Here is a 14,881-nt window from a genome sequence, read left to right as displayed (position 1 = left end):
ATTACAAGAACGAACAAGGGAGATGCGCAGTGCTGGTTTCTCAGATCCTGAAAGACAAGGGCGACCTGGTCTTTACGGCCTCGCCGCAGGAGACGGTAGGAGCGGCCGCGGCCCTGCTCCATACCCGCCGCGTCGGAGCCATGGTCGTCCTCGACGCCGACGAAGCGATTGTCGGTATTCTGTCGGAGCGCGACATCGTGCGTGTGATCGCCAAGGAAGGCGCGGGCGCCCTCAACAAGCCGATCGCCGCCTGCATGAGCGCCGAAGTGATCTTCGCCCAACCCGAAGAGTCGATCGACATCCTGCTCGAACGCATGACGGACCGCCGCATCCGCCACCTGCCGGTGGTGCGCGACGGGCGGTTGGTCGGGATCATCTCGATCGGCGACCTGGTGAAGTACAAGATCAATGAAGCCCAGGCGGAGGCCGAAGGGCTCAAGGCCTATATAGCCGCAGGCTAACCCCCGAGCAGTTCCGCGCCTTCGCCGGAGACGGCGTCGGCCAGACTGTAGCCTTCCAGAACTAGGGCCGTGGCGTCGCGGGCCTTAAGCAGAGCCTCGCGCAGGGCGCAGGTGGCTAGGTCGCGGCAGTCCTCGCAGCGGCGGAAGGCCGTGCGGCTGACGCAGGGGGCCAGGGCCAAGGGGCCGTCAACAAGGCGGATGACCTCGGCGAAGCTGATCGCTGTGGCTGATCGGCCCAGCATATAGCCGCCGAACTTTCCCCTGCGGCTGACCACCAGGCCCTCGCGCGCGAGGGCGAGAAGGATAGCCTCCAGGAACTTGCGAGGCGCGTCGGCGCGGACCGAAAGCTCGCCCGCTGTGACCTGCCCGTCTTCGCGGGCCAGTTCGATCATCGCGCGCAATGCGTATCGGGCCTTCTGGGACAACATGGACGCTCGTGCTCCTCTAATCCCGACTTCTGGGGGAGGAGAAGGCGAGGCGCAAGCATCCGTGCACAGGTCAATGGTCCGCCTGGGGACATTTCGGGGGTTTAGCGCTTGCGAGTCCGGTGGGGGGTCTCTAGAAGCCGCCCCTCGCCTCGGGGCCAACGCCCGTCGGACGAAATCAAGGCTTTCGGGCCTTGCTTTTCGGAAGATGGATCGATAGGTTCCGCAGCTTCAATCGACCCGGTCACGGAAATGACAAGCGCTCCTTATGGCGCGCTTACGGATCCGTTTTTGTCTCTGGATACGGCGTTTGCCGGGCTGGAAACAAAGTTGAGAACGGTCGGTTGACAGGGAGTGTTGGTTTCGTTAGAAGCCGCCCTCCCCAAGAGATGCGGAAGAAGATCTCAAGATCTTTCAAGTATTTCCAAGGTCTAGTTGGTTGTTGTTTCGAAGTGTTCTTCAAAATAACCGGTTGACTAGATTGGTTAGTTTCTTTAGAAGCTGCCAACTCTTCCGGATCTGCCTTTGGGTTGGTCAAGTTGAGAAAGTCGAAACGTTTTGCAAAAAACGATTTGACATGGAATTCGAGGTTGGATAGATAGCCGCCTCCGCCGACACCGGGCGCTAAACGGTGGTGCTGCTGAGAGGCGGTTCTGGGAGCTCCGGCTCTGGGTCTTTGACATTGTTGATTTGGAAAGAGAAACGCAGGCGGCGGCGCTCTGGCGATAGACTGAGAAGGTCTATCTCGAACGCTGACAAATGCGGTCTCTTGAAGATACCATGAATATCATGGACTGAAGGCTTCGGTCTTCAATCCATCGATGTGATTGGGAACTCGTCAAGATACTATGCAAACCAGAACCAATTCCTCGGTTTTCCCCTTGGAATTGAAGTCTGTGTTAGCGGTCAACTCAACCTGAGAGTTTGATCCTGGCTCAGAGCGAACGCTGGCGGCAGGCCTAACACATGCAAGTCGAACGGATCCTTCGGGATTAGTGGCGGACGGGTGAGTAACACGTGGGAACGTGCCTTTTGGTTCGGAACAACTCAGGGAAACTTGAGCTAATACCGGATAAGCCTTTCGAGGGAAAGATTTATCGCCATTAGAGCGGCCCGCGTAGGATTAGCTAGTTGGTGGGGTAAAGGCCCACCAAGGCTACGATCCTTAGCTGGTCTGAGAGGATGATCAGCCACATTGGGACTGAGACACGGCCCAAACTCCTACGGGAGGCAGCAGTGGGGAATCTTGCGCAATGGGCGAAAGCCTGACGCAGCCATGCCGCGTGAATGATGAAGGTCTTAGGATTGTAAAATTCTTTCACCGAGGACGATAATGACGGTACTCGGAGAAGAAGCCCCGGCTAACTTCGTGCCAGCAGCCGCGGTAATACGAAGGGGGCTAGCGTTGCTCGGAATTACTGGGCGTAAAGGGAGCGTAGGCGGATAGTTTAGTCAGAGGTGAAAGCCCAGGGCTCAACCTTGGAATTGCCTTTGATACTGGCTATCTTGAGTACGGAAGAGGTATGTGGAACTCCGAGTGTAGAGGTGAAATTCGTAGATATTCGGAAGAACACCAGTGGCGAAGGCGACATACTGGTCCGTTACTGACGCTGAGGCTCGAAAGCGTGGGGAGCAAACAGGATTAGATACCCTGGTAGTCCACGCTGTAAACGATGAGTGCTAGTTGTCGGCATGCATGCATGTCGGTGACGCAGCTAACGCATTAAGCACTCCGCCTGGGGAGTACGGTCGCAAGATTAAAACTCAAAGGAATTGACGGGGGCCCGCACAAGCGGTGGAGCATGTGGTTTAATTCGAAGCAACGCGCAGAACCTTACCACCTTTTGACATGCCCGGACCGCCACAGAGATGTGGTTTTCCCTTCGGGGACTGGGACACAGGTGCTGCATGGCTGTCGTCAGCTCGTGTCGTGAGATGTTGGGTTAAGTCCCGCAACGAGCGCAACCCTCGCTATTAGTTGCCATCAGGTTTGGCTGGGCACTCTAATAGGACCGCCGGTGGTAAGCCGGAGGAAGGTGGGGATGACGTCAAGTCCTCATGGCCCTTACAAGGTGGGCTACACACGTGCTACAATGGCGACTACAGAGGGCTGCAATCCCGCGAGGGGGAGCCAATCCCTAAAAGTCGTCTCAGTTCGGATTGCACTCTGCAACTCGAGTGCATGAAGTTGGAATCGCTAGTAATCGCGGATCAGCATGCCGCGGTGAATACGTTCCCGGGCCTTGTACACACCGCCCGTCACACCATGGGAGTTGGCTCTACCCGAAGGCGCTGCGCTAACCGCAAGGGGGCAGGCGACCACGGTAGGGTCAGCGACTGGGGTGAAGTCGTAACAAGGTAGCCGTAGGGGAACCTGCGGCTGGATCACCTCCTTTCTAAGGACTGCTTCTCCAGGCTCTTGTCTCACGACAATCCTATTGAAGCGTCTAAAATATACAGATGAGCGGATCGCCGCCGTCTTCGTTTCTCTTTCCACTCCTTGATAGCCGATCAGGTTATCGAGGCGATCGCGAGCCCAGGACGGGTTCCGTTCAGATTGGCCTTTGGCCATAAGAGCGGGATTTGGTCTATGAGGCCTATGGGCCCGTAGCTCAGTTGGTTAGAGCGCACGCTTGATAAGCGTGAGGTCACAAGTTCAAATCTTGTCGGGCCTACCACTCTCCCACCCTGAACAGCGGACGTAACCGACCAGGCTCCCCTGGGCTTAAGCAGCTTACACAGTGTGTAAGGGGCCATAGCTCAGTTGGTAGAGCGCCTGCTTTGCAAGCAGGATGTCGTCGGTTCGAATCCGTCTGGCTCCACCATCCCTTCATTCGGAAGGTTTGGTAACGCGATCGAGGATTGATCAAGTTTGCAGCTGCGACTGTTGCCTCAATGAGGCATGCGCGGTCTGCGATAATGACATCGTGAAGGTAGGGTTCTCCCGCCGCCTGTATCTCCCCTTGGGGATGCAGCTGGTTTTAGGGCGGACTTTGAAGAAGACATCAAATGTCTGACTGAATACAAAGCGCATGCGAGCCGTCCCTAGACGGTAAGCGCATGGGTTTTGCTGAGAACGATCAAGCGCATAAGGGCTTCTGACGGATGCCTTGGCATTGAGAGGCGATGAAGGACGTGGCACGCTGCGATAAGAGCCGGGGAGGCGCGAGCACCCTTTGATCCGGCTATCTCCGAATGGGGAAACCCACCTTTATGGTCACTCCACTTGTTTCCAGCTTCGGCTGGATGCGTAGTGGGTTGGTCAGAAGAGGTATAATGGGCTGAATACATAGGCTCCATTAAGCAAACCCAGGGAACTGAAACATCTCAGTACCTGGAGGAAAGGACATCAACCGAGACTCCCGTAGTAGTGGCGAGCGAACCGGGACCAGGCCAGTGCTGTCGTGACATAAAGCTGAACGACTTGGAAAAGTCGGCCATAGTGGGTGAGAGCCCCGTAAGCGTCAAACAGCGACAGACTCGAGTAGGGCGGGACACGTGAAATCCTGTCTGAACATGGGGGGACCACCCTCCAAGCCTAAGTACTCCTCAATGACCGATAGTGAACAAGTACCGTGAGGGAAAGGTGAAAAGCACCCCGACAAGGGGAGTGAAACAGATCCTGAAATCGGAAGCCTACAAGCAGTCGGAGCCACCGAGCGTGGTGACGGCGTACCTTTTGTATAATGGGTCAGCGACTTCATGTGCCGTGCAAGCTTAAGCCGTTAGGTGTAGGCGCAGCGAAAGCGAGTCTGAATAGGGCGAATAAGTACGTCGCATGACGACCCGAAACCAGGTGATCTATCCATGAGCAGGTTGAAGGTAAGGTAACACTTACTGGAGGACCGAACCGGTGAATGTTGAAAAATTCTCGGATGACTTGTGGATAGGGGTGAAAGGCCAATCAAACCTGGACATAGCTGGTTCTCCGCGAAAACTATTTAGGTAGTGCCTCGGACGTATTCCTTGGGGGGTAGAGCACTGAATGGATGCGGGGGGAGCGATCTCTACCAATTCTAATCAAACTCCGAATACCCAAGAGAACTATCCGGGAGACACACGGCGGGTGCTAACGTCCGTCGTGAAAAGGGAAACAACCCTAACCATCATCTAAGGCCCCCAAGTTCTGGCTAAGTGGGAAACGATGTGGGTTTGCTTTGACAACCAGGATGTTGGCTTAGAAGCAGCCATCATTTAAAGAAAGCGTAACAGCTCACTGGTCAAGCGAACCTGCGCGGAAAATGTAACGGGGCTCAAGCCAGACGCCGAAGGTATGGGTGTGCAGTTTACTGCACGCGGTAGCGGAGCGTTCCGTAAGCCGTTGAAGGTGAGGCGTGAGCCTTGCTGGAGGTATCGGAAGTGAGAATGCTGACATGAGTAGCGATAAAGAGTGTGAGAGACACTCTCGCCGAAAGCCCAAGGGTTCCTGCGTAAAGCTAATCTGCGCAGGGTTAGTCGGCCCCTAAGGCGAGGCCGAAAGGCGTAGTCGATGGGAATCAGGTGAATATTCCTGAACCAGTTGGAAGTGACGGATCTGGTAAATTGTCTGGGCTTATTGGATTGTTCTGGGCAGTGAACAGGTCCCTGGAAATAACTCCAACGGAGACCGTACCCGAAACCGACACAGGTGGGCAGGTAGAGTATACCAAGGCGCTTGAGAGAACCATGCTGAAGGAACTCGGCAAATTGCACGCGTAACTTCGGGATAAGCGTGACTCTGCTTTGGGCAACCAGAGTAGAGTGGCACAGGCCAGGGGGTAGCGACTGTTTATCAAAAACACAGGGCTCTGCGAAGCCGTAAGGCGACGTATAGGGTCTGACGCCTGCCCGGTGCCTGAAGGTTAAAGGGAGTTGTGCAAGCAGCGAACTGAAGCCCAGGTAAACGGCGGCCGTAACTATAACGGTCCTAAGGTAGCGAAATTCCTTGTCGGGTAAGTTCCGACCTGCACGAATGGCGTAACGACTTCCCCACTGTCTCCAGCATGGGCTCAGCGAAATTGAATTCCCCGTGAAGATGCGGGGTTCCCGCGGTCAGACGGAAAGACCCTATGAACCTTTACTGCAGCTTCGCCTTGGCGTTAGCAACAACATGTGTAGGATAGGTGGGAGGCTATGAAACCGGGGCGCCAGTCTCGGTGGAGCCATCCTTGAAATACCACCCTTATTGTTGTTGACGTCTAACCGCGGTCCGTTATCCGGATCCGGGACATGGCGTGGCGGGCAGTTTGACTGGGGCGGTCGCCTCCCAAAGTGTAACGGAGGCGCGCGATGGTGGGCTCAGACCGGTCGGAAATCGGTCGTCGAGTGCAATGGCATAAGCCCGCCTGACTGCGAGACTGACAAGTCGAGCAGAGACGAAAGTCGGCCATAGTGATCCGGTGGTCCTGCGTGGAAGGGCCATCGCTCAACGAATAAAAGGTACTCTAGGGATAACAGGCTGATTTTGCCCAAGAGTCCATATCGACGGCAAAGTTTGGCACCTCGATGTCGGCTCATCACATCCTGGGGCTGGAGCAGGTCCCAAGGGTTCGGCTGTTCGCCGATTAAAGTGGTACGTGAGCTGGGTTCAGAACGTCGTGAGACAGTTTGGTCCCTATCTGCCGTGGGTGTACGAGACTTGAGAGGATCTGTCCCTAGTACGAGAGGACCGGGATGGACACACCTCTGGTGGACCTGTCATGGCGCCAGCTGTGCAGCAGGGTAGCTAAGTGTGGACTAGATAACCGCTGAAAGCATCTAAGCGGGAAACTAACCTCAAAACAAGGTCTCGCTGAGAGCCGTGGAAGACCACCACGTTGATAGGCCAGGTGTGGAAGCGCTGTGAGGCGTGTAGCTTACTGGTACTAATAGCTCGATAGGCTTGATCGTTCTTCAGCCAAACCTATGCAAATGCTCTTTGTAGAGCTCAGACATACGATGTCTTCTTCGACTTGATATAACCGGTGCGCCTTACCGCGCGCCGCATGCATCCTTTTTGCTGACCTGGTGGCTATGCCGGGGGTTCCCCACCCGATCCCATTCCGAACTCGGTCGTTAAGTCCCCCTGGGCCAATGGTACTTCGTCTCAAGGCGCGGGAGAGTAGGTCGCCGCCAGGTCCGCTAAAAGGATGCTCCATCAAGTCGATATCTTCAAAGTCCCCCTACCTCACGATCACCAACTACCAACTTCGCCGCGGGGTGGAGCAGCCCGGTAGCTCGTCAGGCTCATAACCTGAAGGTCACAGGTTCAAATCCTGTCCCCGCACCCAAGATCCGCCATAGATCGGTGCTTATCGCTGCCTGGGTTTGGCGTCGTCGATTGGCAGTTTGACCTCGGCCCAGCCGATGCACCTCCTCACAAGCGAATTTTTCTTGATTCTGGCCGGGCTCTCCGCAGAATGTTCGCTCAAAGCCCATGGCGCGATCTGTGGATTTGAGTCATGAGACGTTATCGAGGCGTGGGTCGGCAACTGGTCCGCGAAATAGGTTTTTGAGGATAAGATGGCGAACGGTGTCGTTAAGTGGTTCAACCCGGCCAAGGGCTTTGGCTTCATTCAGCCTGAAAACGGCGGCGAAGACGTGTTTGTCCACGTCGCCGCGGTTGAACGGTCGGGCCTTTCGGGCCTGAACGAAGGCGACCAGGTCGCCTATGAACTTGAAGAAGATCGCCGCTCGGGCAAGACCTCGGCGGGTAATCTGCGCGTGACCGGCCAGGGCGCAGCCCCTTCGGCGCCGCGTCGTCCGCCCGCGCGTGGCTTTGACTCGCCCCGCGGCGGCTATGATGCACCGCGCGGCGGTGGCTATGACGCACCCCGTGGCGGCGGCTACGGCGGCGGCGCAGCGCCCAGCGGTGGCGGCGAAGCCGGCACCGGCGTCGTGAAGTGGTTCAACACCACCAAGGGCTTTGGCTTCATCCAGCCCGACAACGGCGGCGGCGACATCTTCGTGCACATCTCGGCCGTGGAACGCGCCGGTCTGCGTGGCCTGAACGAAGGTCAGCAAGTCGGTTACGAACTGGAACAGGACCGCCGCTCGGGCAAGACCTCGGCCGGTAACCTGCGCGTCCTTTAAGGATTTTCACGAACGGGTGGGCGTGCGAGACGCGTCCACTCATTCTTTCGGTCTGCAGATCAGGCCCCGCGCGAAGTCGTTTCCGTCCTCATGGACGGCGATCGGCTTTGCGCGGGGCTTTTCTGTGACTTGATTTCAGGCCTGCATCGCCCGCTCGCCAGCCGCCTGATTGACCGCCAGGGCCGTCAGATTGACGATGCCGCGCGCGGTGACGCTGGGCGTCAGCACGTGCAACGGCTGGCTCATGCCCAGCAGGACGGGCCCAACCAGCAGGCCTTCGGTGGCGGCGCTGAGCAGAGTCAGGCTGATATTGGCGGCGTCGAGCGTGGGCATGACCAGCAGATTGGCCGAGCCCTTCAAGGCGCTGTCATGCACCAGCCTGTCGCGCAAGGCCTGGGAGAGGGCGGCGTCGGCGTGCATTTCGCCATCGACCTCGAGCTCGGGCGCCCTTTCGCGCACAATGGCCAGGGCGTCGCGCATCTTGCGGGCGGTCGGCGAATTCGACGCCCCGAAGCTGGAGTGCGACAGCAGGGCCGCCTTGGGCGTCAAGCCGAAGCGCCGCACGGACTCGGCCGCCAGCAGCGTCATCTCGGCAACCTGCTCGGCGGTCGGGTCGACGTTCACATGGGTATCGCAGAAGAACAGCGTGCCGTTGTCGAGGATCAGCGCCGACAGGGCGTAGATCCGGTCGACGTCCTCGCGCTTGGGAATGATCGGCAGCACATAGGTCATGTGCTGCCACCAGTCGCCGGAACCGCCCACCAGGGCGGCGTCCACATGGCCGGCCTGCAGCAGCATCGAGGCCGACACCGTTCGCCGAGTGGTGACCCGGCGCTCGGCGGCCAAGGGGGGAATGCCGCGGCGGCTGACAAGGCTCCGATAGCGATCGACCAGCGGCGCGAACAACGCCGTGTCAGCGGCGGGGTCGAGGATCTCGACGGCGCCGCCGAAGTCCAGGCGCAGGCCCATCTGGGCGGCCTTGTCGATGATGGTCTCGCGCCGGCCGATCAACACCGGCTTGGCCAGGCCTTCGTCGAGCACGGTCTGGACAGCGCGCAGCACGCGCTCGTCCTCGCCCTCGGCATAGGCCACGCGAATCCCCCCCGTCTCGACGCAGGCCTTGGTCGCCTTGCGCGCCCGCTCAAACAGCGGACGCATCAGCTGGCCCGAGCGATAGACGAACAACTCCAGTTCCTGGCGATAGGCGTCGAAATCGGCGATCGGCCGGGTGGCGACGCCGCTGTCCATGGCCGCGCGGGCCACGGCCGGCGCGATCTGCAGGATGAGGCGCGGATCGAAGGGCTTGGGGATGATGTATTGCGAGCCGAACATCGGGGCGACGCCGCCATAGGCGCTGGCCACCACTTCGGAGGCTTCGGCCCGGGCTAGTTCGGCGATGGCCTCAACGGCCGCCACCTTCATGGCTTCGTTGATCTCCGAAGCGCCGACATCCAGCGCGCCCCGGAAGATGAACGGGAAGCACAGGACGTTGTTGACCTGGTTGGGATAGTCGCTGCGGCCGGTCGCCATGATCGCGTCAGGACGGGCGGCGGTCACCAGTTCAGGCAGGATCTCCGGCTCGGGATTGGCCATGGCCAGGATCAGCGGATTGGGCGCCAGCAGCGGCAACCACTCTGCCTTGAAAACGCGCGGCGCCGAAAGGCCCAGGAAAATGTCGGCGCCGGCCAGCACTTCGGACAGGGTGCGGGCGTCGGTCTGGCGCGCATAGCGGGCCATGTTGTCGAGCATGTCGTCGTCGCGACCGGCGTAAACGACGCCCTTGATGTCGGTCAGGGTCACGTTCTCGACTGGCAGGCCCATTGAAACCAGCAGGTCGACGCAGGCCAGGGCCGCTGCACCGGCGCCGGAGGTGACCAGCTTGACGTCCGTCAGGGCCTTGCCTTGGACCAACAGGGCGTTGCGGACGGCAGCGGCGCAGACGATGGCGGTGCCATGCTGGTCGTCGTGGAACACCGGGATCTTCATCCGCTCGCGCAGCTTGCGCTCGATGATGAAGCACTCGGGGGCCTTGATGTCTTCCAGATTGATGCCGCCGAAGGTGGGCTCCAACGCGGCGACAACCTCGATGAACTTGTCGGGATCCTCGGCGTCGACCTCGATGTCGAACACATCGATGCCCGCGAACTTCTTGAAGAGAACGGCCTTGCCCTCCATCACCGGCTTGGACGCCAGCGGGCCGATATTGCCCAGGCCCAGCACGGCCGTGCCGTTGGAGATCACGGCCACCAGATTACCTCGGGCGGTATAGTCGCGGGCCTTGTCGGGATCGGCGGCGATGGCTTCGCAGGGCGCTGCGACGCCCGGCGAATAGGCCAGGCCGAGGTCGCGCTGGGTGGCCATGCGCTTGGTGGCTTCGATCGCCAGTTTTCCTGGCCGCGGCAGACGGTGATAGTCCAGAGCGGCTTTGCGGAAATCCTCGTCCATGGACTGGTCCTCTTTGGCGTCTGCGCAGGCATCGTGGCGCGATCCGTCTGGCTCGCGGATCGTCGAGTCTAGCTACCGGGGATAGCAGGGCATTGCCAACCCTATGCGCCAGATAGGGATATTATTTATGGTAGCGGTCACATCGGCAGGACTAAATGCGAGTTCCCGTAAGTAATAATTCTATTATATAGTGCCCGACTTGTGGGCGCCGGCCGCCGTGTTCAACAGCGGCGGGCGCAGGCAGGATCCCTTGCAGCGCATGGCTCTGGACAGGGCGCGCGGGCGGGCCGAGCATTGGCCGGTGGAGCTTTGGAAGGGCAGGGCATGAGCGGACTGACGACCCATATCCTCGATCAGGCGGCCGGGCAGCCGGCGGCCGGGGTCCTGGTGCGTGTGTCGCGCCGCGACGGTGATGGTGAGATCCTGTCGGCGGAACTCCGCACAGACGCCGACGGCCGTGCGCGGTTGATCGCCGGAGAAGACCTCGCGGTTGGCGGCTATCGCCTGGAGTTCTCGATCGGTGCGTATTTCAAGGCGACCGGCGCAGCCGTGACCGATCCGCCCTTTCTCGACGTCGTGGTCATCGACTTCGCGGTGTCGAACATCGGGCAACACTGGCACGTGCCTTTGCTGGTCTCGCCCTATGGCTATTCCACCTATCGGGGCAGCTGATGCCCCAGGCGCAGAATTCGAACAACACGATCCGCTTCCTTCTGGATGGTCAGGTGCAAGAGGTGCGCGGCGCCGATCCGACCCGCACCCTACTGGAGCATCTGCGCGGTGACCTGCGCCGCACGGGAACCAAGGAAGGCTGCGCAGAGGGAGACTGCGGCTCCTGCACGGTGCTGGTGGGTGAGGCCGATGGCGCGGGTGTCGCCTGGCGCGCGGTGAACAGCTGCATCCAGTTCCTGCCGATGCTGCACGGCAAGGCTCTGATGACGGTGGAGAGTCTGTCAAACGTTGGCGCCCTGCATCCCGTGCAGCAGGCCATGGTCGATCGACACGGCTCGCAATGCGGCTTTTGCACGCCGGGCATCGTGATGTCGCTCTATGCCAAGGCGATCGCCGCCAAGGGCGCCGACGCCTCGCCGGCCGAGGTGCTGGCGGGCAACCTTTGCCGCTGCACCGGCTATGGTCCGATCATTGAGGTCGCCAAGGATGTCGAAGCCGAGGTCGCGCCCGATGTGGCGGCGGATCTTGCGGTTCTGAATGACGGGGCGATGCTGGACCTGTCGCACGACGATCCCGTGCAGGGCGTCACGCGCCGCTGGCTGGCGCCCAGGTCGCTAGACCAGTTGGCCCAGGCCTTCGTCGCGCATCCGCACGCCACGATCGTGGCCGGCGCGACGGATGTGGGTCTGTGGGTCACCAAGCTGCGCAAGCCACTGGAGACCCTGATCGACATTGGCCAGGTCGCAGAACTGAAGCGGATCGAGCCACGCGAGAGCGGCGTCTGGATCGGCGCGGGTGTCCGCTATGTCGACGCCATGGAGACGCTGGGCGGGCTCTATCCCGAGCTTGGCGCTATGATGCGACGGCTGGGTTCGACCCAGGTGCGCAACAGCGGCACGATCGGCGGCAACATCGCCAATGGCTCGCCGATCGGCGACATGCCGCCCGCCTTGATCGCGGCCGGGGCGACCCTGGTGCTGAACCGGGGCGGTGAGCGGCGCCAGATGCCGTTGGAAGCCTTCTTCCTCGACTATGGCAAGCAGGACAGACGACCCGGCGAGTTCGTCGAGGCGGTGATCGTGCCGACGCCCAAGCGCAGACTTGTCTTTAAGGTTTTCAAGCTCTCCAAGCGGTTCGATCAGGACATCTCGGCGGTCTGCGGCGCCTTCGCCCTGATGATTGAAGGCGGCGTCGTGAGCTCGGCGCGGATCGCCTATGGCGGTATGGCTGGTACGCCCCGGCGGGCGAGCGCCTGTGAGGCAGCCCTGATCGGCCAGCCGTGGGCCGAGGCCACGATCGAAGCGGCGATGACCGCTATCGATGCCGACTATACCCCGCTCAGCGATATGCGGGCCTCGGCGGCCTATCGGTCGCTGACCGCCCGCAACATGCTGCGCAAGGTGTTCATCGAGACCACCTCTCCAGGCCTTGTCACCCGGGTCGAACCGGAGAGCGCCCATGGCTGACTCATCCGCCACCGCGCCCGTGACGATCGACGCCTTCCAGGGTGTTCACGCCTCGCTGCCGCATGACAGCGCCGCGCGCCATGTGGCGGGGTCGGCTGTCTATATCGACGACATGCCCGAGCCGGCCGGCATGCTTCACGTCCATTTCGGACTGAGCACCCGGGCCCACGCCAAGATCACCGCGATGGACCTGTCGGCCGTGCGCGCCGCGCCGGGCGTGGTGCTGGTGCTGACCGCCGCCGACATTCCCGGCGAGAACGATGTCAGCCCGGTGATCCACGACGACAAGCTGTTTGCCACCGACACCGTGACCTATGTCGGCCAAAGCCTGTTCGCCGTGGCCGCCAGCTCGATCGCGGCCGCCCGTGCCGCCGCCGCGAAGGCGGTGATCGCCTATGCCGAGCTCCCGGCCGCCATCGACATTGCCGCCGCCCGAGACGCCGACCTGAAGATCGAGACCAGCCAGCGCATGGCGCGGGGCGACGCGGCCGCGGCGCTGGCGACTTCGCCCCGACGGCTGCAAGGCCAGTTCGTCATCGGGGGGCAGGACCATTTCTATCTGGAAGGCCAGGTCGCCCTCGCCATTCCTGGCGAAGACGGCGCCGTTCATGTCTGGTCGTCGACCCAGCATCCCACTGAGGTGCAGCATCTGGTGGCACGCGTGCTGGACCGCCCGCATAGCTGCGTGACCATTGAGGTGCGTCGGATGGGCGGCGGGTTCGGTGGCAAGGAGACTCAAGCCTCGCTGTTCGCTGCCGGGGCCGCCCTGGTGGCGGTGAAGACCGGCCGGGCCGCCAAGTGCCGGCCAGACCGTGACGAAGACATGATCATGACCGGCAAGCGGCATGACTTCGAGGTCGGCTATGATGTGGGCTTCGATAACGAAGGCGTCCTGACGGGCGTCGCTCTGGAACTGGCCTCGCGCTGCGGGGCCACCACCGACCTGTCGATGGCCATCAACGACCGGGCGATGTTCCACGCCGACAACTGCTATTTCCTGCCGGCGGTCGAGATCCTGTCGCACCGCTTCCGCACCCATACGGTGTCCAACACCGCCTTCCGGGGCTTTGGCGGACCGCAGGGGATGATCGCCATCGAGCGGGTGATGGACGCGGTGGCCCAGGCCACGGGTCTCGACCCTCTGGAGGTGCGCCGCCGCAATCTGTATGGCGAGCCCGGCCGCGACCTGACGCCCTATCACCAGACCGTCGAGGACAATGTCGCGCCGCAGCTGCTGGCCGAGCTGGCCGCCTCCTGTGACTACGAGGCCCGTCAGCGCGAGATCGACACGTTCAACGCCGCCAGCCCGATCCTGAAAAAGGGCCTGGCCCTGACGCCGGTAAAGTTCGGCATCTCGTTCACCACCACCCACCTGAACCAGGCCGGCGCCCTGATCCACCTCTATGCTGACGGCTCGATCCTGTTGAACCACGGCGGCACCGAGATGGGGCAGGGCCTGTTCACCAAGGTCGCCCAGATCGTCGCCGAGGCCTTCCAGGTCGATGTCTCGCGGGTGAAGGCCACCTCGACCGTCACCGACAAGGTGCCCAACACCTCGGCGACCGCCGCCTCGTCGGGCACCGACCTGAACGGCATGGCGGCGCTCAATGCGGCCAACATCCTCAAGGCCCGGCTGGTTGAGTTCGCGGCGCACAAGTGGGGCTGTGCCGAGGCCGAGGTGGCCTTCACGCCGCAGGGGCTGAAGGCCGGCGACACGCTAGTCCCGTTCAACGACCTCTGCCGCCAGGCGTATCTGGGCCGGGTTTCGCTGTCCTCGACCGGTTTCTACGCCACGCCCAAGATCCATTACGACCGCGCCACCCATAGCGGCCGGCCGTTCTACTATTTCGCCTATGGCGCGGCCTGCAGCGAGGTGATCATCGACACCCTGAGCGGCGAGATGAAGGTCACCCGGGCCGACATCCTGCACGACGTTGGCCGGTCGCTGAACCCGGCCATCGACCTGGGCCAGATCGAGGGCGGCTTCATCCAGGGCATGGGCTGGCTGACCACCGAGGAGCTGGTGTTCGATGACCAGGGCCGCCTGCGCACCCATGCGCCCTCGACCTACAAGATCCCGACCATCGGCGACCGTCCGGCCCATCTGGACGTCAAGCTCTGGGAGGCCGGCCGCAATGTCGAGGCCACGGTCCACCGCTCCAAGGCCGTGGGCGAGCCGCCGCTGATGCTGGCGATCTCGGTGTTCAGCGCCATCACCCGGGCCGTGGCCAGCGTGGCCGATCACAAGGTGATGCCGCGTCTGGATGCGCCGGCGACGCCCGAGTCGATCCTGATGGCGGTCGAGGACGTGAAGGCGAGGGCCAATGCTGTCTGAGGCCGCGCTTTCGAAAACCCTCTCCCA

The 14,881-nt window shown here is 61.3% G+C and carries 7 protein-coding genes, 3 tRNA genes, 3 rRNA genes and 1 pseudogene; 12 read left to right on the top strand and 2 right to left on the bottom strand.

The genetic code is table 11. The features are described from left to right. Positions 1-29 precede the first annotated feature (29 nt). Positions 30-461, top strand: coding sequence for a CBS domain-containing protein (locus ACN2C8_RS12535; protein ID WP_419252088.1), 432 nt, complete (start codon positions 30-32; stop codon positions 459-461). Here ACN2C8_RS12535 and ACN2C8_RS12530 read toward each other — a convergent pair. Continuing rightward, complete coding sequence (locus ACN2C8_RS12530) at positions 458-889, bottom strand: RrF2 family transcriptional regulator (protein ID WP_419252087.1); 432 nt, start codon at positions 887-889, stop codon at positions 458-460. The two genes, ACN2C8_RS12535 and ACN2C8_RS12530, sit on opposite strands and share 4 nt — an antisense overlap. Before the next feature lie 909 nt (positions 890-1,798). Between ACN2C8_RS12530 and ACN2C8_RS12525 the strand changes: the two genes are divergently transcribed. The 8 genes and pseudogenes from ACN2C8_RS12525 (at position 1,799) to ACN2C8_RS12490 (ending at position 7,936) form a co-directional block, all read left to right on the top strand. Continuing rightward, positions 1,799-3,282: ribosomal RNA gene (locus tag ACN2C8_RS12525) — 16S ribosomal RNA — on the top strand. Positions 3,283-3,487: 205 nt separating this feature from the next. Then, positions 3,488-3,564, top strand: a tRNA-Ile gene (locus tag ACN2C8_RS12520). Between the two features lie 71 nt (positions 3,565-3,635). Further along, a tRNA-Ala gene (locus ACN2C8_RS12515) sits at positions 3,636-3,711 on the top strand. A gap of 253 nt (positions 3,712-3,964) precedes the next feature. After that, positions 3,965-6,754, top strand: a 23S ribosomal RNA gene (locus ACN2C8_RS12510). Between the two features lie 113 nt (positions 6,755-6,867). Further along, positions 6,868-6,982: ribosomal RNA gene (gene rrf, locus ACN2C8_RS12505) — 5S ribosomal RNA — on the top strand. The 16S, 23S and 5S rRNA genes sit together here with 3 tRNA genes alongside, the layout of an rRNA operon. A gap of 75 nt (positions 6,983-7,057) precedes the next feature. Beyond that, a tRNA-Met gene (locus tag ACN2C8_RS12500) sits at positions 7,058-7,134 on the top strand. Between the two features lie 232 nt (positions 7,135-7,366). After that, a pseudogene (locus ACN2C8_RS12495) lies at positions 7,367-7,570 on the top strand (cold-shock protein); the annotation flags it as partial. Positions 7,571-7,741: 171 nt separating this feature from the next. After that, entirely contained in the window at positions 7,742-7,936 is a 195-nt protein-coding gene (locus ACN2C8_RS12490; RefSeq protein WP_419255879.1) for a cold-shock protein, read from the top strand. Between the two features lie 135 nt (positions 7,937-8,071). On the opposite strand, the gene ACN2C8_RS12485 is transcribed toward ACN2C8_RS12490, so the two are convergent. Next, the gene (locus ACN2C8_RS12485; protein ID WP_419252086.1) at positions 8,072-10,381 is read right to left on the bottom strand and encodes an NADP-dependent malic enzyme; all 2,310 of its coding nucleotides are present in this window, start codon (positions 10,379-10,381) and stop codon (positions 8,072-8,074) included. A gap of 324 nt (positions 10,382-10,705) precedes the next feature. Here ACN2C8_RS12485 and uraH point away from each other — a divergent pair, with 324 nt between their 5' ends. From uraH to xdhB, 3 genes are read left to right on the top strand one after another with little or no spacing between them, the layout of a single operon-like run. Then, positions 10,706-11,053 carry a hydroxyisourate hydrolase gene (gene uraH, locus ACN2C8_RS12480; RefSeq protein WP_419252085.1) on the top strand — a complete coding sequence of 116 codons (348 nt, stop codon included), beginning with the start codon at positions 10,706-10,708 and terminating at the stop codon, positions 11,051-11,053. Beyond that, positions 11,053-12,519, top strand: coding sequence for a xanthine dehydrogenase small subunit (gene xdhA, locus ACN2C8_RS12475; protein ID WP_419252084.1), 1,467 nt, complete (start codon positions 11,053-11,055; stop codon positions 12,517-12,519). Before uraH ends, xdhA begins: the two co-directional genes overlap by 1 nt. After that, the gene (xdhB, locus tag ACN2C8_RS12470) at positions 12,512-14,854 is read left to right on the top strand and encodes a xanthine dehydrogenase molybdopterin binding subunit (protein WP_419252083.1); all 2,343 of its coding nucleotides are present in this window, start codon (positions 12,512-12,514) and stop codon (positions 14,852-14,854) included. The genes xdhA and xdhB overlap by 8 nt, the downstream gene beginning before the upstream one ends. Positions 14,855-14,881 lie beyond the last annotated feature (27 nt).

Source organism: Caulobacter sp. ErkDOM-C (assembly GCF_048541825.1).
Classification (GTDB): domain Bacteria; phylum Pseudomonadota; class Alphaproteobacteria; order Caulobacterales; family Caulobacteraceae; genus Caulobacter.
Note: the sequence above shows the minus strand (reverse complement) of the source record. Positions and strands in the feature narration are given on the sequence as shown.